This window comes from Listeria grayi DSM 20601 (assembly GCF_000148995.1).
Lineage (GTDB): Bacteria > Bacillota > Bacilli > Lactobacillales > Listeriaceae > Listeria > Listeria grayi.
In genome coordinates this window covers 344097-362307 of record NZ_GL538353.1, presented here as the reverse complement: position 1 = coordinate 362307, position 18211 = coordinate 344097, and the positions used below count along the sequence as shown (strand labels likewise).

The 18211-nt window shown below is 41.6% G+C and carries 19 protein-coding genes; 4 read left to right on the top strand and 15 right to left on the bottom strand.

The window, feature by feature from the left end; genetic code table 11:
* Positions 1 to 16: 16 nt before the first annotated feature.
* Complete coding sequence (locus tag HMPREF0556_RS09205; RefSeq protein ID WP_003757903.1) at positions 17 to 949, bottom strand: LCP family protein; 933 nt, start codon at positions 947 to 949, stop codon at positions 17 to 19.
* A 183-nt stretch (positions 950 to 1132) separates the two neighbouring features.
* Here HMPREF0556_RS09205 and pbp4 point away from each other — a divergent pair, with 183 nt between their 5' ends.
* Entirely contained in the window at positions 1133 to 3178 is a 2046-nt protein-coding gene (gene pbp4, locus HMPREF0556_RS09200) for a penicillin-binding protein PBP4(5) (protein WP_003757902.1), read from the top strand.
* A 51-nt stretch (positions 3179 to 3229) separates the two neighbouring features.
* Here pbp4 and HMPREF0556_RS09195 read toward each other — a convergent pair whose 3' ends face one another.
* The 7 genes from HMPREF0556_RS09195 to HMPREF0556_RS09165 all read right to left on the bottom strand — a co-directional run bounded on the left by HMPREF0556_RS09195 (position 3230) and on the right by HMPREF0556_RS09165 (position 9644).
* Complete coding sequence (locus HMPREF0556_RS09195; RefSeq protein ID WP_003757901.1) at positions 3230 to 4618, bottom strand: polysaccharide deacetylase family protein; 1389 nt, start codon at positions 4616 to 4618, stop codon at positions 3230 to 3232.
* A 187-nt stretch (positions 4619 to 4805) separates the two neighbouring features.
* A complete protein-coding gene (locus tag HMPREF0556_RS09190) occupies positions 4806 to 5024 on the bottom strand; it encodes a hypothetical protein (RefSeq protein WP_036108062.1) in 219 nt (72 codons plus the stop codon).
* Between the two features lie 66 nt (positions 5025 to 5090).
* Positions 5091 to 5510 carry a NusG domain II-containing protein gene (locus tag HMPREF0556_RS09185; RefSeq protein ID WP_036108012.1) on the bottom strand — a complete coding sequence of 140 codons (420 nt, stop codon included), beginning with the start codon at positions 5508 to 5510 and terminating at the stop codon, positions 5091 to 5093.
* A gap of 66 nt (positions 5511 to 5576) precedes the next feature.
* Positions 5577 to 6584: an inorganic phosphate transporter gene (locus HMPREF0556_RS09180; RefSeq protein WP_003757898.1), complete on the bottom strand. Its 1008-nt coding sequence runs from the start codon at positions 6582 to 6584 to the stop codon at positions 5577 to 5579.
* Positions 6585 to 6672: 88 nt separating this feature from the next.
* Entirely contained in the window at positions 6673 to 7047 is a 375-nt protein-coding gene (locus tag HMPREF0556_RS09175; protein ID WP_003757897.1) for a hypothetical protein, read from the bottom strand.
* A gap of 8 nt (positions 7048 to 7055) precedes the next feature.
* Positions 7056 to 8459 carry an amino acid permease gene (locus HMPREF0556_RS09170; RefSeq protein ID WP_003757896.1) on the bottom strand — a complete coding sequence of 468 codons (1404 nt, stop codon included), beginning with the start codon at positions 8457 to 8459 and terminating at the stop codon, positions 7056 to 7058.
* Between the two features lie 126 nt (positions 8460 to 8585).
* Positions 8586 to 9644: an FAD:protein FMN transferase gene (locus tag HMPREF0556_RS09165; protein ID WP_040486703.1), complete on the bottom strand. Its 1059-nt coding sequence runs from the start codon at positions 9642 to 9644 to the stop codon at positions 8586 to 8588.
* Between the two features lie 146 nt (positions 9645 to 9790).
* On the opposite strand from HMPREF0556_RS09165, the gene HMPREF0556_RS09160 reads away from it, so the two are divergent.
* Positions 9791 to 10642 carry an STAS domain-containing protein gene (locus tag HMPREF0556_RS09160; protein WP_003757894.1) on the top strand — a complete coding sequence of 284 codons (852 nt, stop codon included), beginning with the start codon at positions 9791 to 9793 and terminating at the stop codon, positions 10640 to 10642.
* A gap of 44 nt (positions 10643 to 10686) precedes the next feature.
* On the opposite strand, the gene HMPREF0556_RS09155 is transcribed toward HMPREF0556_RS09160, so the two are convergent.
* The 7 genes from HMPREF0556_RS09155 to HMPREF0556_RS09125 form a co-directional block, all read right to left on the bottom strand.
* Positions 10687 to 11568 carry an ROK family protein gene (locus tag HMPREF0556_RS09155; protein WP_003757892.1) on the bottom strand — a complete coding sequence of 294 codons (882 nt, stop codon included), beginning with the start codon at positions 11566 to 11568 and terminating at the stop codon, positions 10687 to 10689.
* A gap of 79 nt (positions 11569 to 11647) precedes the next feature.
* Entirely contained in the window at positions 11648 to 12742 is a 1095-nt protein-coding gene (gene uvrC, locus HMPREF0556_RS09150) for an excinuclease ABC subunit UvrC (RefSeq protein ID WP_040486845.1), read from the bottom strand.
* A 166-nt stretch (positions 12743 to 12908) separates the two neighbouring features.
* A complete protein-coding gene (locus HMPREF0556_RS09145) occupies positions 12909 to 13547 on the bottom strand; it encodes an NlpC/P60 family protein (RefSeq protein ID WP_376701033.1) in 639 nt (212 codons plus the stop codon).
* Positions 13548 to 13741: 194 nt separating this feature from the next.
* Positions 13742 to 15205, bottom strand: coding sequence for an MFS transporter (locus HMPREF0556_RS09140; RefSeq protein WP_003757885.1), 1464 nt, complete (start codon positions 15203 to 15205; stop codon positions 13742 to 13744).
* A gap of 121 nt (positions 15206 to 15326) precedes the next feature.
* Entirely contained in the window at positions 15327 to 16070 is a 744-nt protein-coding gene (locus tag HMPREF0556_RS09135; protein WP_003757883.1) for an SDR family NAD(P)-dependent oxidoreductase, read from the bottom strand.
* 92 nt (positions 16071 to 16162) lie between these two features.
* Positions 16163 to 16795: a nitroreductase family protein gene (locus tag HMPREF0556_RS09130; protein WP_003757880.1), complete on the bottom strand. Its 633-nt coding sequence runs from the start codon at positions 16793 to 16795 to the stop codon at positions 16163 to 16165.
* Positions 16795 to 17094, bottom strand: coding sequence for a putative quinol monooxygenase (locus HMPREF0556_RS09125; protein WP_040486701.1), 300 nt, complete (start codon positions 17092 to 17094; stop codon positions 16795 to 16797). The genes HMPREF0556_RS09130 and HMPREF0556_RS09125 overlap by 1 nt, the downstream gene beginning before the upstream one ends.
* Before the next feature lie 116 nt (positions 17095 to 17210).
* Here HMPREF0556_RS09125 and HMPREF0556_RS09120 point away from each other — a divergent pair, with 116 nt between their 5' ends.
* Both HMPREF0556_RS09120 and HMPREF0556_RS09115 read left to right on the top strand, forming a co-directional pair.
* Positions 17211 to 17519 carry an ArsR/SmtB family transcription factor gene (locus tag HMPREF0556_RS09120; protein WP_003757877.1) on the top strand — a complete coding sequence of 103 codons (309 nt, stop codon included), beginning with the start codon at positions 17211 to 17213 and terminating at the stop codon, positions 17517 to 17519.
* A 40-nt stretch (positions 17520 to 17559) separates the two neighbouring features.
* Entirely contained in the window at positions 17560 to 18159 is a 600-nt protein-coding gene (locus tag HMPREF0556_RS09115; RefSeq protein ID WP_003757876.1) for a short chain dehydrogenase, read from the top strand.
* Positions 18160 to 18211: the final 52 nt, after the last annotated feature.

The following is an 18211-nucleotide window of genomic DNA, read 5'->3' as shown; positions in this document are numbered from 1 at the left end:
AAATCTGATACCGATATTATTTATTCAAAAAATCCTGCAAGGCTTTTGCATTAGCTGCAACATCATCCATTCGCAAAACGTCGCCTGGGCCATCGATTCGTTCAGGATGCCATAACCCTTTGGCTGGGATACTGAATTTTTCAAGCGGCTCGGTTTTGCCTAAGACAAAATCGATTCCTGTCTTGAATAACAAATTGCTGGGCAAGTCTGTCGCGGTATACCCTTGGAGTTTCCCTAAGACATCGGGAAGCTTTGTGATGCTACCTGCACTTACCGCTTGCTCTTTCAGTGCATTCAAAACTTGTTGCTGTCTCCGGATCCGGCCAAAGTCGCCTTCTGCATCATGACGGAAACGGGCGTACTGCAAGAGTGTTTTGCCGTCCATTTTTTGTTTTCCGGCTTTGATCGCAACATCAATATTCTTCGACATATTTTTCTCCGCATTGATCTCAATTCCGTCTGGCGCCAGCGTATCGACGATTTTAGGGAATTGCGAGAAATTAGCAACGACGTAATATTGGATATCCACATTGAAGTTTTCTTTGATCGTTTTCCGAACCAGTTCCGGCCCCCCGAACGAATAAGCAGCATTGATCTTGTTTTTTCCATGTCCCGGAATATCGACATATGTATCGCGCATGATCGATACTAGTTTTGGCGTGCCTGTTTTTTTATCGTATCTGGCGATCATGATCGAATCAGATCGTCCTCGATCTTTACCACGCGAATCACTTCCTAGGAGTAGCACATTGAAATCGCCGTTCCCAGATTTTACTCCGTTAAATGGAAATGACTGCAGTGTATTTTCTTTTTCAGCCTGTTTTAAACTCGATTTATATTTACTATAAGCAACTATTCCCGTGATAACCCCGATAATCAAAAAAATGACTACGATTGCTATGATTACACGACCTACACGTACTTTTCGTTTTTTTTGATGTTTCGCCATTTTTTCACCTCATTTTTTACACTTTACTCTACTATACTACAATAAATTTGCAAATAATTGGAAATGAAATAACTAAGAATTTTTAAAGATTGCATCTTTTTCAGCATAACTCGATTATTCTATACCCTTTTTCGCCATTAACGTGTAAACTAAAAGTATAAAAATAAAAAAGTAGGTGTTCAGATGTATAACCAGATAAACAAAAAGAAATCTAAAAAACCTATCTGGATCAGTATTGGGATCGTGGCAGCGCTTATTATTATCGCCGCGGGTGTATTTCTTTTTATTCACTTTAAAAACAGGGCATTGAATGAAGCAACTGCTGTTTCAGAATCATTTACAAAAAATCTACAAAAGCAGGAATATGCCAAACTCAAAAACGACGTCAACAGCGCATCACTGAAGAAAGTAGCCTTCACAAAACAGGAAATGGTCGATAAATACCAAACGGTTTATAACGGGATCGGCGCAAAAGATATCAAAATCAGTAATTTGAAAGTAAAACAGGCAAAAGAAAAGAATCAGTTTGCTTTGACATATGACTTAAAAATGACAACAGATTTGGGACCGCTGAAAACGAAACATTTTTCCGCGACACTTGCTCAAGAAGGCGATAAATGGAAAGTCAATTGGAAGCCGGATCTGATCTTCCCGAAGATGGTCAAATCAGATAAAGTCTTTTTCTCTTCTGACGATGCCAAGCGCGGTGATATCGTCGACCGTAATGGCAAAAAATTGGCAACGATGGATCATATCGAACAGTATGGCATCTTTCCTGAAAAACTTGGCAGCGGTAAGGAAAAAGAAAAAAATATCCAAGCAATCAGTAAAGAACTGCATGTCGAAACGGCTTTTGCAAAATCACAATTAGCACAATCATGGGTGAAGCCGGACAGTTTTGTTCCGCTCAAAAAATGGATCGAAAAAGGAACGCCTAAAGATCTTCCGGGTCTCGCCTCTTCTGCTATATCGATTCGTACCTACCCGCTTAATGAAGCAGCAGCCCAATTGATCGGTTATGTTGGCGAAGTCAGTGCTGACGACATCAAAAAGAATCCAGCGCTAGCAGCAGGAGATGTTATCGGGAAAACAGGCTTAGAACGTTATTTCGACAAACAATTACGCGGTAAAAACGGTGGGACGATCAAAATCGTCAACAGCCAAACAAAAAACGAGGAAGTGCTTCAACAAGTAGCCAAAGCAGATGGGAAGCCAATCAAATTGACGATCGATGCTGCTATTCAGCAAAAAGCTTTCGACAGCTTAGGGACCGAAACTGGACAAGCTACGATGATCAATCCGAAGAACGGTGATTTGCTTGCACTGGTCAGCACACCTTCCTTCAACCCCAACCAAATGACGGCTGGGATTTCTGCAAAGGATTATAAAAAACTTGCTGACAATAAAGACTTGCCATTCTTAGCTCGCTATACAACTCGCTATGCACCTGGATCGACTTTCAAGACGCTTACGGCAGCAGTCGGACTTGATCTAGGCGTGACGAAACCGGATAAAGTCCGTAAGATCTCCGGGTTGAAATGGCAAAAAGACAGTTCTTGGGGCAAATATTTTGTCACACGGGTGCATGACGTTCCATCTGTCAACATGACAGATGCCTTAGTATTCTCCGACAATATCTATTTTGCACAAGAAGGACTCGAGATCGGTGCGAAACGTTTGGAAGCAGGACTCAAGAAATTCAACTTTGACAAAGATTATAAAGATCTACCATTTACGATGAATCCTGGACAAATCTCCAACAAAGAAGGATTATCCTCCGAAGTGTTATTAGCAGACACTGCATATGGCCAAGGTCAATTGCTGCTGTCTTCCATTCAACAAGCGGTAGCCTACTCTGCCATCGCAAATCACGGGAAAATCCCGCAGCCTCGGCTGATTTTGGCAGATAAGGCTGCACCACTTGAACAGGCTGTGAAAGCTGATTCAGCTGATAAAGTCGCAGCGGCATTAGTGAAAACAGTCAGCGATCCTGGCGGAACAGCACACGCCTTAGCTTTAAACGGTAAAAAATTAGCCGCCAAGACTGGAACAGCAGAATTGAAAGAGAAACAAGGAGAATCCGGTAAAGAAAATGGATTCCTCTATACCTTCGATGCCGACAATCCCGATTTTCTCTTAGTAGGAATGGTAGAAGATGTCAATGGCCGCGGTGGCAGTGGTTTAGTTATTAAGCAATTGAAACCTTTAGTAGAAAGTATGTATAAATAAGAAAACGGTTTGGAAAGAAGCATCATGCTTTCTTTCCAAACCGTTTTTATTTTATTTCACAGTACGGTGATTATAGCTGCTGAAATATTCACAGCCTGATTGCAATTCTTGTCCGAGTAGTTTATTGACTGTTACAAATCTATAACCACGTTTTTTGAGTACTCGCAGTGTTTTATCTAAGCTGGCAGCAGTTTTGCCATGAATATCATGCATCAAGACGATCTCGCCTTGCCCTGCATTCGCCAGCACTGCTTTAGTTACACTATTTCCTGATTTCGCTTTCCAATCAAGCGTATCGATCGTCCATTCTACGATCGGCACACCAGCAACCTCTGCGACTTGCCGATCAATACCACCATATGGCGGCCTGACCACTGCTGGAAAATGCCCTGTGGCTTGATAGACAGCGATCTGTGTTCCCCAGATCTGCTGGGCTACTTCCTTCGCAAGACGCTTCGTCAATAATGGGTGATCCCAAGAATGATTACCGACTTGATGCCCTTCCGCCATTTCACGTTTGACCAATGCCGGATTTTTTTCAACATTGGAGCCAAGTACAAAGAAAGTTGCTTTGGCATGATGTTTGCGCAGAACATCCAGTATCTTTGGCGTATACAAACTGCTTGGACCATCATCAAAAGTAAGCGCAATGGTTTTCTTTTTGGAGATCCGTGGCACTTCTGGACGTGCATACTGTTTATTCAGATGCTTTTCTTTCAGCTGATAACCAATCGTTTTCAGTGGGATCGTTACTTTCTTGACTGTTTTCACATGCGGGATCTTGACTGGTAGGATCAGCGCTTCATTCGTCAAATGAAAATCATAGGCACCCGCCTTGTTTGGAAACTGGATAGCTGCTAGATCTTTTCCGTTGGCAACTCGAAGTTTGCCAGTACGGATCGCAGCTTCTGCCACGATTTTTTTGAATGCTGCTTTTTTATAGAAGGAATTCTTAAAAATCGACTGCAAAGTAAGCAGGTCATTAGTCGTTTGATCCAATGTCAAAGTTTGGATCAGCTCTCTTTTTTTCAATTGGACGAGCTTGGTTCCTTGACGTTCATAGCTGACTTTCTCAATGCGGAAACTGTCGGTATTCTTAGCAGAAGACTGTTCTTTAAACGTATAAAAATAGTAACGCGGTTTGTCGGATCGTAAGGCCTTCAAATCTTGCGCGATATACGTGTCCATTTGTTTCTTTACCAACTTATTATCCTGTTTGTCTTTGGTCAGCGGGATATACGTTGTGATCTGCACATCGCCCTGCTTGTGATGTGCCTTTCTAAAAGCGATCCCTGGGTTTTGTTTTACCGACTGGTCGATTTTCTTCTCTAGCTTTTCTTCCGCAACTTTGATCTGATGCTTGTGATACAACCATGTACCGATGATAAGCGCAGCTGCTGCAAGAATGATCAGCCCAATAAAGAGCCATTTTTTCTTCAAATCTGTACACCTCAATGGAAAAGAATCTTCCCCAACTCTTTTCTGGTACTATTATACACATGATAATAAAATTTTCTAGCGTTTTTGTTAATTTTTTGCTTTTCTTTAACTTTTTATGACAACTTTTCGACAAAAAAACTTGAAGCCGTATAGACTTCAAGTTGGGTCATGATTTATCCAATCGATATTACTTTTTCCAGCCTTTTTTAAATCCTTCGACAAAAGAACTCGAGGTTTTGGCGGCGGATTTTACAACGAGTGCGGAACCATAAATGGCGATCTTGGACAGATCACCGATCACCTCGCCTGCTTTACCAGCTGTTGTACTGATTTGTGTTGCGATCTCTTCTCCGGCTGCTTTTGCTTTTTCTTCATCAAATAGAATCAAACGTTCTTCTTCAGACAAAGTAAATCCCTCCGTTTCCATTTTTTTCATCCTACCAGATTTTTTCTGCTGGTTCAAGCAACAACATTAATTCGGGATAATGATATCGTTTGAGTCGGATTTCTGCGGTTTTTTGGTTTTTATATCTACGAATAATTTATGCGGCAAGCAGATGATCGTTTCGCCTGGCTTGCTTTTCCAACCCATTTTCACCCCGACTTGGTCCGGGCTGTTATCTTCCTTGATACGGATGCTTTCTCCTTTTACTTCCATGATATTATATTGCTTTCCTTTTCCATGAATCGTAAAAATATCGTCTCCCTTGTGGCCCGTCAACGTAATCTTCCGGATCTGTTTGCCATCTTGGGTAATGACTGCAACAACTTCTTTACCAGTTTCCTTTGCTTGGACAACTGAAAAAATGATGATCGGTAAGAAAGATAACAGGATCAATAAGGTGATTATGATAACATCAAATGGCCGAACCATTTTTAGATAAGATTTCATAGTAATAATCCTTTCTATCTCTTTGTTACCCATCATACAATATTTTCTACGAACTAGAAACCCTTTTTAGAAAAAGATTGCATTTAAAAGCCAAAACACAAGGGCAGCGAGCGTGCCTGAGAGCGGTAAGGTGATCAGCCAAGTAACGAGCATGTTTTTCCCCGTGCGCCAATTGACTTCTTTTTTATGATTTGCCGTCCCAACGCCCATGATCGAGCTGTCGATGACTTGTGTAGTACTCACCGGAAGTTTAGTCAATGTCGCTGTCATAATGACGGATAGTGAACTGAGATCAGCCGCTACTCCCGTTACTGGTTCGATTTTCATGATTTTTGTGCCGACAGTTTTGATGATTCGATATCCACCGATCGAAGAGCCTAGTGCCATTGCTGCTGCACACGAAATTTGCACCCAAAGCGGTACCCCTGCGGATTTAGATTGAAAGCCGCTAGTGATCAGCGCCAAAGTGATGATCCCCATTGTTTTTTGGGCATCATTCGTCCCATGTGAGTATGCTTGGATCGCTGCTGTAAAAATTTGTGCGATCCGGAAATGGCGATTTGCTTTCGCCCGCTTGCGATTGCGGAACAACCATTTTATCAAGGAATAGATCAAATAGCCGACGGTAAAACCTAAGATAGGTGAAATAATAAGTGCTAGGATGATCGTCAAAAAACCGGTGTAATTCAAGATCTGGAACGAATTTGCCGAAGCAACCGCTGCCCCGGCGATCGCCCCGATCAGCGCATGAGAAGAACTGCTCGGCATTCCTACCAACCATGTCAGTAGGTTCCATATAACTGCTGCAAGTACCCCGCATAAGACGACGAAAACACCATTTTCCAATTTAAATGGGTTGATAATACTACTAGTCAGCGATTCTGCTACCCCGGTAAAAGAGATGGCTCCCAAGAAATTCATGACCGCCGCCATGAGGATCGCTACTCTTGGCTTTAAAGCTCTTGTTGATATACATGTTGCTACTGCATTAGCGATATCATGGAATCCATTGATGAAATCAAATAGCAGTCCTGCTACGACGATGCAGATCGTAATAATTAAAATCGTATCCATATCCGTTCCCCTGACTTTTTCTTTTTCTTAAGGTTCTATACCCCAATAGAAAAAAACAATACCGCTTTAGGCAGTATTGTTTTGTCCTCTAGTTATAGCTATTTTCTCTTTTCACAACTGTCATAATTCCGGAAATCAAGTAAAGAATGCCGTGAATGCTAGCAATTTGCAAACCACCCAGTACAATCAAGACAACTCCCCAATTTTTTGCTTCCGGAGCATTGTATTTTAATTTATTAGCACTGATAAATCCGAGAACGACCGATGCTCCCATTAAGAGTAGGAAAAATAAAAAATAGATTCCCAGACCGATCACTCCAAATAGCACGTCACCCGCTGAGAAATCTTCTGGAAAGAAGGAAGCGATAAAACCAATCATTACTAACATGCCTACGCACCCTATAACGATTGTATTAACGATTGCTCCGATCAGTGCTAGTATATATTCTGTCCGTCTATTCATGTTATTTCTCAGATCCTTTTCTCATCTCTTAATTTCGAATGCCATACACCAAATGAGAAATACACGATCAAGCCGACTACAAACCAAATTGCAAAAGCAATCAAGGTGATACCAGAAAGGTTGATGATCAGATACACACACAGTAAGAGAGAAAGTGCCGGTACCACCGGATAAAATGGTGTTTTAAAACCAGTATCCGGAATATGTTTATTATTTCTCAAGAAGAATATACCTAATGATACCATAGCAAAAGCAAATAATGTACCGATATTGATCAATTCCGCTAATTTCGTCAGTGGGACTAAACCAGCGATGATACCCATCACAGTCGCAAAAATCAACGTATTGACTACCGGGGTATTATTACTGTTTACTTTCGCGAATGTTTTCGGCAGCAAGCCGTCACGACCCATTGCATAAATCAAGCGCGTCCCACCATAAGACATAACCAGGATAACAGTTGTCATCCCGACGATCGCTCCTAACGACAGCAGACCGGCGAACCAGTTTTGATTGATTGCTTGCAGGGCAAAAGCAACCGGTGCGCTCACATCTTTCAGCAAGTCATAGTGGATGATCCCTGTCAGTACTGCAGACAGTAGAATATAGAGCAGTGTACAGATAAATAGCGATGAAATGATCCCGATCGGCATATTTTTCTGCGGATTCTTGACTTCTTCCGAGGCGGTCGAAACAGCATCAAAACCTATATAGGCAAAGAACACCATCGAAGCACCGGTAATGATTCCTTTAAAGCCGAACGGCATGAACGGCTGCCAGTTGTCGGGCTTTACATAAAATGCGCCGACAACGATAAAGAGAACAACGACCGCTAATTTAACGATCACCATAATATTATTGACACGCGTTGATTCTCTGATCCCTAGACTCAGCAAGACGCCGATCACGATCACAACGACAAAGGCAAGCAAGTCGAAATACGTACCGGTGGCCGGATTGTAAGAGCCAGCGATCAGCTTTGGAATCTCTACATGGAATCCTGCAAGCAGACTTTGCATATAGGACGACCAGCCACTTGCGACCGCAGCGACTGCTAGACCATACTCAAGTAGCAGCGCCCAGCCAATGATCCAGGCAAAAATTTCTCCAAAAACATAATAGCTATATGTATAAGCACTTCCCGCAATGGGCAGCTTTGATGCAAATTCGGAATAACAGAGTGCCGCTAAACAACAGGCGATCCCTGCAATGATAAATGAAATAACGATCGCTGGACCGGAAACCACCGAAGCGATCTCGCCAGGTAAAATAAAAATCCCTGATCCAACTACTGCGCCGACACCTAACATCGTTAAGTCAAACGCTCCTAAGCTTTTTTTCAATTTCCCTTCTACAATTGTATCTTTTGTAAATATTTTCCGTCTAAACGGAGAATGACTCCCATCACTCATATGAAAACCTCCAATTCTGTATTGTTAGGGTAACATCTAAAGCAGAATTTTTCAACTAAAAATTTTTAATTGTGCGAATATTTCGTTTCCAAAGAGACACCTGTAAGACCTACAGGTGTCCTGATTTTATTTCGCCATATGAAAATTCTTAGCTGTCAAATGAAACTTCCCTTTTAAGCCAGAGGTGATATATACTTTCTTATCTTTGCTGACAAAAATTGCTTCCACGCCTTTTTGTTTTTCAATAAAAGCAAGTCCGTTTTTTATCCCTTCCGAAAATGCTGCCGAGGATAAGCCGTCACCTGTCAGCGATTTGTCAGATATGATCGATACACCGGCAATGTTGTTTTTGAATGGATAGCCGGTTTTCGGATCAAATAAATGATGATACTTCACACCGTCCGCTTCCAAATAACGTTCATAGATACCTGATGTGACGATCGATTTGTTATGCGCCGGCAAGTAGCCGATCAGCTGACCACGTGAGGAAAACGGATCCTGTATCCCGACTTTGAAAACATCGCCACTTGGGCTATTCCCATGGATAAGCACGTTGCCGCCTAGATCAATAATCGAAGACTGCACGCCTTCTTTATTAAAGACTTTCTGTACTTCATCGGCAATAAAGCCTTTGGCGATGCCTCCTAGATCAAGCTTCATCCCTTTTTTCTTAAGGAAAACGCTATGCTCTTTATCGTTCAGAACCACATTTTGATAACCGACTAACGGCAGACGTTCCTTGATTTCTTTATCCGTCGGTTTTTTTGCATCTGGGAAACCGATATGCCACAGTAAGGTGATCGGTCCGATCGTAATGTCTTTGCTTCCGCCGGTTTCTTTACTGTACAGAATACCCCGCTTGATCAGTTTATAGATATTTTTATCTACTGAAACAGGTTTTATCCCGCTTGCAGCATTGATTTTATCGACTTCAGATTCTTGTTTGAATTCATTATTGATATCGATTTTGATCGCTAATTCACGAATGCGTTTAAAACCTTTATCAAGGGCTGCCTCTTTGTCCTTGTCGTATACTTTTAACTTGACGATCGTGCCCATGATCACTTCCGATTTGATATAGGGTTCATCTTTTAATTCCACTTTTTTCTTTTCTTCCCCACAACCAGCTAATACCAATAGTGCTGCCACTGTAATGCTAAGCAGCCAGATACCTTTTCTCTTCATTTTGACACCCTTCCTATTCACTGTCCGTGCGTTCTTAATTTACCTCTAGCGCCGACAATTGTCAATATGCTAAATGATCTGCTTTCCGTATACTTTTTACTATTTTTTAGTATACTAATAAGTAGACATATAAAAGGAGGGGTTTTGTGTTAACGAACCAACATTTGTACGAATACTTAGAAGATAATGCTCATTCCTTAGCAGACAATTGGATAGAAGCGCTTGATCAAGGTGACAAAGATGATCTTTCTGTCATTTATACAACGGCGCTGATACGGGCTATCCAAACGAAAAACAATGAATTAAATGGCTTGTTAGCTCGAACGTTTACAGAAGATGCGGCCAGCTTCCAAAAAGATTTGGACAACTGGCTGAGAATGATCTCAACGGAGATCGAGTACTTGCAGACACCTATTCACTTTATTATTTCCGCATTTTATCGACTTCAAGGAAATTACATAGAAGCGATAAATACATTTTATCAAAGCAACTGTACTTCTTATTCGGCAGAAGATCTATATGCCTGGACCACTTCGATCTACATGCATATGGAAAAAATCATCCTTGCTTTTTTAGAAAAGCAGCAACAATTTGCAGAAAAACGACTGCGTTCACAGCAAGCAATGATCAATGAATTGAGTTCACCGGTCATTGCCCTGACAGAGTATACTTCTATTTTGCCATTAATGGGCTACTTGGACACAGAGCGGGGAACAAATTTTGCCGATAATGTGTTAGATCAATGTGTGGAAAAACAAATCAGCTGTTTAATGATCGATCTTTCGGCTGTGACACTCGTCAATACGAATCTCGCGCAAAAATTATTTACTTTGCTGGACATGTTGCACCTTGTTGGAATCGACACGGTTTTGTCTGGTGTTCGTCCAGAAATCGCGCAAACAGCGGTGCAGCTGGGAATCGATTTTGATGGGATCACGATCAAAGCGACTTTGGCGCATGCTATTCATGACCGATATGCAGAACTAGGTTATTTATAAACGACAAAAGACTTGAAGTGATTCAAGTCTTTTATCATGCACATTCAGGCATTGGAATATTTTTTTTGCTTTTCAAGAAAGTTAGCCACCGCGCCGATCAGATTGGCATCATTTTTAAAGTGGCAGATCTCAATGATCGGATCAAAATCTGTTAGTTTCATCGCTTCGCAGAACAAGCGCATCCGCCGATCTATCTCTTGCTTCAACCCTGCTTTGGCAGTTACTCCGCCACCTAAAATAATTTTTTCGGGATCGAGCATAAATTGCAGATTATACAATCCCAGTGTCAAAAAGTGATAAAATTTTTCCACTTCGGCTTTCGCTGACTCTTCCCCCGCTTCTGCAAGCGCAAAAACTTCTTCTCCACTGTAAGTTTTCCCCATTGCTATGGAATAGCGTCTCGCCATCGCGACAGGCGTTCCTAGCTCGCTGAAAGTCTTTCCACGATCAAGTACCATGATCCCGAATTCGCCGCCATACAGGTGCGCTCCACGCTGTAGCTGACGGTCAATGATCACTCCGCCACCGATACCGCTTCCCGCAACGACCACTAGCACATTTTGATTATTTTTCGCCGCTCCAAGCCAGACTTCCGCAAGCGCTGCACAATTAGCATCGTTTTCCAAGGAAATAGGCATACCAAGGCGCGTTTGGAGAATTTGTTCAAACGCTACTTCGTGGATATAAGGAACTGCGCTGATGCCGTCAATACGCCCACGGCTTTGATCTACTGCTCCGGGAACACTAAAAGCCGCTCCGGTCAGAGTAAAATCGACCCGCATCTGTGCACAGACCCCCTCCAGTTGTGTCAGCATCGTTTCCCAATCTTTCGGGGTGGTGAACTTTCCTTTTGCTTGTAATTCATCTGCCTCATAAACACCATATTTTACTGCCGAACCGCCAATATCAAAAGCGATGATTCCCATTTGTCCACTCCCTAACTTTTTCTACATTCTATCTCTAGCATAGCAAGCAACAGCAAGGATGTAAACGCTATTATAAAAATTATTTTGCTTCTCTAAGTCCATTAGGGAACTTTTCGAGTAAATGGGCATGCGCATGTAAGGCACTGCTGCTATTTTCGTTAGCAAGATGAACCTGTTCCAGTTTTTTTCCTCGTTTTGGCACTATGATCGGAATACCTAGCGCCGTTTTTAAATAACTTTGATCCAAATCCGCCGGGATGAGTAATTCTTTGGGCAACATGTTGTTGGGCTGCTGATAAAAAGCAATGATCGCTTCTTCCATCGACTGTTGCTGATCAGGTGAGAGGATCCCCCATTTTCTACCATTGATCGCGCCATTGCGGACGAAAAAGACATGAAAGCTCCGGTACCCGTTCCTTTCACTATAACCGACGATATCCCGACTGCTGAAATCGCCAAAAATAATATGTTGTTTCTCAACTGTTTCTTCGATTGCCAGAATAATATCCCGCAGTTCAGCTGCCCGTTCAAAATGAAGCGCTTCGATCTGACGCTTCATTTCTACCTTTAGCTGTTGCTTGACCTTCGATGCTTTCCCCTCTAAAAATTGAGTGATCTTCGTGATCTGCTTTTGATACATTTCCGGTGTTACTTCGTGATCACAAGGTCCGATGCAAAGCCCCATTTGATAGTATAGACAAGGCCGGCCAAGCTTCCCCTCACAACGGCAAAGCGGATATAGCCGTTGCAATAGTTCCATAGTCTGCCGCGCGGAATAACGGTTTGGATAAGGTCCGAAGTATTTGGCTTTGTCCTGCTTGATTTCCATTACGATCTCGATGATCGGATTTTTTTCATTGGTGATCTTGATGTACGGATAGCTAGTACCATCTTTCAGCTGAATATTGAAGGGTGGTTTATACGTGTGGATCAAAGACATTTCAAGCAACAATGCCTCTTTTTCGGAATCTGTCACGATATATTCTAAATCATTGATCAGTCTCACTAAACGAGCCGTTTTCCCGATTTGCGTCTTATTAAAATACGACCGGACTCGCTTTTTCAAGCATTTCGATTTGCCAATGTAAAGAATCTCACCGTTTTCATCTTTATATATATAACAACCTGGCGCTTCAGGTAATATGTTTAATTTTTCTTTCATGAGTGCTTCCATGAAAAAACTTCCTTTCAAAAAACGAATATACGTTCGCAAATATTTTACACCCGGCAATAGGGAAAGTAAAGAAAAACATTCCCAGTTCCGGAAATGTTTCCCCATGCTCTCCATTTAAAAACCTCTATCCTAACTTCATCTCTGAAATTAGAATAGAGGTCGTTTTTTATTTTAATTCAGCTACGCGTCCGTAACCAGCAATATATTTTTTCCAATAACCGGAAGAAATCTTGCTGTATTTAACGCCGCTGTTTTCTGCGTTGATCATTTCGCCAGAACCAACGTAGATTCCTACATGAGCGATTCCGCTACCATAATTGAAGAATACTAGGTCTCCTTTTTTAAGGTTTGCTTTCTTCACTTTTTTCGCGCTCTTATATTGTTGTTTTGCTGAACGCGGTAATTTTTTGTTTACTGATTTTTCATAGACATAACCTGTATAGCCAGAACAGTCAAAGCTTTTTGGTCCGCGAGCGCCGTATTTATATTTAGCACCTAAGTATTTTTTTGCTTCTTTATTTAAATTACTAAAGGTTTTAGCTTTATATGTAGTCAAGCACTTACCTGAAACATATCCGGTCTTACCTTTGTATGATGTTTTATACCAATTGTTTTTTGTTTTGCCAGTAAATGTTTTTACAAATCCCTTTTTATAAGAACCAATTACTTTCGCTTTGGTATTATCACTTGTGCGAATATTTGCGGAAACAGTTGTAATCATTTTATATTTTGCCGCTGCCTCTACCTTTGTTGACGTTGGCCAGGTGAAAGCACCTATGCTAACGACAATGATAAGCACAGTCATTATTAATTTATTGATCATAAATGCACCCCTTTTTCTAAGAAAACTTTACCAGTTGAACGTTACAGTCATGCAACAATAAAAAGACATTCTTTTTAAAATTTTTTCTGAAAATGAAACATTACGTAACGAAGTGTTTTTTCGCCCGCAAAAAAAGCCCCTAAGTCTTTACACTCAGGGGCTTCCGTTTCATTTGATCAAGATTCATTTTCGTCCATTTTTTCTTTGATATCTTTTGCTTCTTTTCGCCACCATAGCGAATCTTTCGGATTATCGACAGCTTCTTCTACTTCTTCCTCGCTTTCAACAGTTGGCAAGGAGCCTCGTAGCGATTTGCCTGAAGTATCTTTCAGCATAAAGGTAATGACGATGATCCCAACAAGGGCGACGAGCATCATGTAAAAGGCTGGCATCAAGCTATTGCCTGTTTTTTCGATCAAGAAGGAAGCAACAAGTGGCGTCGTCCCGCCAAAAATCGAAACAGATACATTAAAGGAGATCGACAAAGCGCGATAACGTACATCAGTAAAGAATAGTGTCGGTAGCAACGACGGCAAGGAACCTTCAAAGCAGGAAAGGAAAAGTGCTAGTAAAAGCAATCCTAAGAAGACAGTGATTGTATTGCCTGCTTGAATCAATAGAAATCCTGGTATCGAAAAGAGTAGAATGCCGACAAGTCCGACTTGGACCACACGCTTATTTCCTACTTTATCACTTAAATGACCTGCTAAGAATACAAATGGTATCATCAGCAACATAACGATCAGCAACATGATCAGACTTTTAGAGTTACCATATCCTAATACCGCATTTAAATGTGATGGCATGTAGGAAAGCAGCATGTAGTTGATTACGTTGAAGAAACAAACGATCACGACACTTACAAAGAGAAATTTCTTATGGTAACGGAAAATATCTTTCAAGCTGACGCCTTTATTTTCCTCGTTGCTTTGTTCTTCTTCCATTTCTTGGAAGGCAGGTGTTTCTTCTAAATTAGAGCGGAGATATAAACCGACTAGGCCAATCGGCGCTGCAATGAAGAACGGAATCCGCCAACCCCATTCGAGCATTTGCTGATCGCCAAGGATAAAGGTGATCAGTGTAACGATACCGGAACCGGCAATATAACCCGTCAGCGTTCCGACTTCAAGTCCACTTCCTAAGATACCGCGCTTTTTATCAGGCGCTGATTCTGCAATAAAGGTCATTGCACCAGAATACTCTCCACCCGTTGAGAATCCTTGTACTAACCGAGCAGCAAGTAATAGGAAGGAAGCCGTGATACCGATCGAATGATAGCTTGGGATAAGTCCGATACACAGTGTGGAAATCGCCATCATGATTATTGTGATCGACAAGACGCGTTTTCTTCCCCATTTATCACCTAAATAACCAAATACGAAGCCACCGATCGGACGCATGATAAATGCGATCGCAAACGTGGCGAATGTGTAAACTAATTGAAGTGTACCTTCTAAATTCGGGAAAAAGACTTTCCCAATAATAACAGCTAGATAAGAATAAATACCGAAGTCAAACCATTCCATTGCATTCCCAAGACCAGTAGCAAAAACGGCTTTCTTTGCTTTGTCCGTGTCAACAATCGTAATGTCATCCGGCTTTATTTTAAATTTTTGTTTTTTTACCTTCTTTTCTTTCATAACAAAATATGCCCCTTTTTAATTTAGTAATGCTTACTTTTACCCCGATTCTCTCTTTCTGAAACTTTTCATGAAAAAAGGACCTGCTGCATGAAGCAACAAGCCCTTGGAAAATATACTGTTAAACAGCTGTATAGCCACCATCGACTACTAAGATCGTTCCGGAGATGAAAGAAGCGTCATCGCTTGCTAAGAAAGCAACGGCATTTGCCACTTCTTCCGGTTTGCCTAACCGTCCCATTGGATGCAAATCGACCAAAGCTTGGCGATATTCGCCTTGCGCTGCCTCAATAAGCGGTGTATCAATATAACCGGGTCCAACAGCATTGACGCGGATCCCTTCCTTCGCATAGGTTGCTCCAAGCGTCTGCGTCAACAATTTGACGCCACCTTTAGCAGAAGCATACGCTGTTACGCCAGGTTTACCGGCAAGACTGTGGATCGAACCTGCATTGACGATCGAGCCACCTGTTCCTTGTTTGCGCATTTGTTCGATCGCATATTTATTAGAAAGGAAAACCCCGTTCAAATTGATATCGATCGTACGTTGCCATTTTTCATAGGACAGCTTGTCAATATTGTCATCTGCAGCAATACCTGCGTTGGCAAACATAATATCTAGCTTACCGAATTTTGCTACTGCTTCAGCGATAACATGTTTGACATCCTCCTCTTTCGTTACATCTGTTTTAACAAATAATACATCATACCCAGCTTTGCGAAATGATTCTGCGACACTTTCACCTTGGTCAGCAAAATCAGCGATCACTACTTTCGCGCCCTCTTTCACAAATTTTTCTGTGGTTGCTTTACCGATTCCGCTGGCGCCACCTGTAATGATTGCTACTTTGTCTTTTAATTGCATGTGAAATTCCCCCTTGATTGACTGATTATTCTATTTCTACCCTGATCAAACTAAATTAAAACGCAAAACAATTGCTTTGCGTTTTAACTCATTTATTTCCAAAAAGTAATTTCTTCCGCGGGCAGGCGATAAGATTCGTGGCCTTTACCTACTGCTTTTCCGATTGAAACGACCATGATCGCTTCATAGCGGTCTTTATCAAAGCCGAAAGTATCTAAAACTTCTTCGCGTTCAAATCCGCCGATCGGATTAGTGTCATAACCATACGCACGAGCAGTAAGCATAAGCTGCATTGCTGCCAAAGAGCCGTCGATCATGGCGATGCGTTTTTTCTCAGATTGGGGGATCACTTTATAAAGTGGTTCCAATTTTGCCATTTGCTCGTCTTTTCTTTCTTGAGGCATCAAGCCACGCGTAATTGCTTCGTCAAAAATACGGTGCGCGTTTTCAAAATGTTCCAAGTCGCCTAAAATGACGATCATTGCGGCAGATGTATCATTTTGCAGTTGGTTGAAACGAATTAGCGGACGCAATTTTTCTTTTCCTTCTGCGCTTTCGATGACAACAAAACGCCACGGTTGCATGTTGACAGAAGACGGAGCTTTTACAGTATCATTGATGATTTGTTTCATTTCTTCATTGGAGATTTTTACTTCTGGATCGAATTCGCGAATCGAGCGACGATTGGAGATAATATCTGAAAAATCATTGTTTACATAGGTCATTAGTTATTTCCTTCTTTCAATGGTTGTAATAAAGTAATTTCTGGTTTTGCTTCTAGTAATGTGGCACTTTGCTCTGAAAATCCCTTGAAATGCGCACTTTCATTATGACTTGCTACAGCAGCAGCGTCTTGCCATTGTTCTAACATATAGAAAACGTTTGGTTGATCGACAGCTTTTACAAGTTCATAGCGTACGTTACCTGTTTCTGCAGTAGAGGCAGCAATCAATGATTGAGCTTTTTCTACAAACGTATCGATTTTTTCAGTTTTGACAGTCAAACGTGCTTGGATAAAAATCATTTTGGATAGGCCTTCTTTCCAGTTTATTAGTTCGATTTTCATCGAACTATGTTAATGTAGCATATCTGAAAGTCTTCTGCAAGAAAAAGAAACTGGATTTATGATATGATAGAAATATGGACAATTTATCAGCTTTATCTAAAAAACGATTATTAACTTTTTTCCAAGCTCTTGCTGATCCAATCCGGTTAGACATCTTTTTATGTTTACTGGAAGAAAAACAACGGCGAGTGACGGAAAATAAGTATCATATTTCCAAGTCGACCCTATCCCACCATATCAAAGTTCTCAAAAACGCCAAACTGATTGCCGTTCAAAAAGAGGGTACAACACATATCTACTCGATCCATCCTGATTTCAAAGCTAACCGGGAGTTATTGTTTACCGTTTTAAAAGGCAGGGAAGAAACGTTGTATGAGGAGTAATGGCGTTTGTTGCCGTTATTTAAAGGAAGGATGATAAATAGTGAAAATATTGATTGTTGGGGCAAGTGGAACGATTGGACAAGCAGTTGCCGAAGAACTAGGTGCGAAACATGAAGTCATTCGTGCTAGTAGACATGACGCCGATGTCCATGTCGATATCACCTCTGTGGCGAGCATCGAAAAAATGTATGCGGAAGTAGGTCAAGTAGATGCAGTCATTAGTGCGACAGGCGGCGCACATTTTGCACCCCTTACTGAAATGACACCGGAACTCAATGATGTGGCTATCGAGAGCAAGTTGAAAGGTCAGATCCATCTCGTATTGTTAGGGTTAAATGCTCTGAAAGACGGTGGCAGTTTTACATTGACAACTGGCATCATGATGGATGATCCGATTCTGCAAGGTGCTTCTGCCGCTATGGCGAACGGAGGGATCAGAGCTTTCGTTAAATCAGCAGCAATTGAAATGCCGCGCGGAATCCGTATTAATAGCGTCAGTCCGAATGTCTTGCAGGAATCTTTAGACAAATACGGTGATTTCTTTGCCGGCTTTGAAGCTGTTCCTGCTAAACGTGTGGCGCTAGCTTATCTGAAGAGCGTGGAAGGTGCGCAGACTGGTCAGAATTATGAGGTCTACTAGGGAAGAATTTTAAGGGTCAGGCATGTGGCCTTTTCTTCTATATAATAAAGAA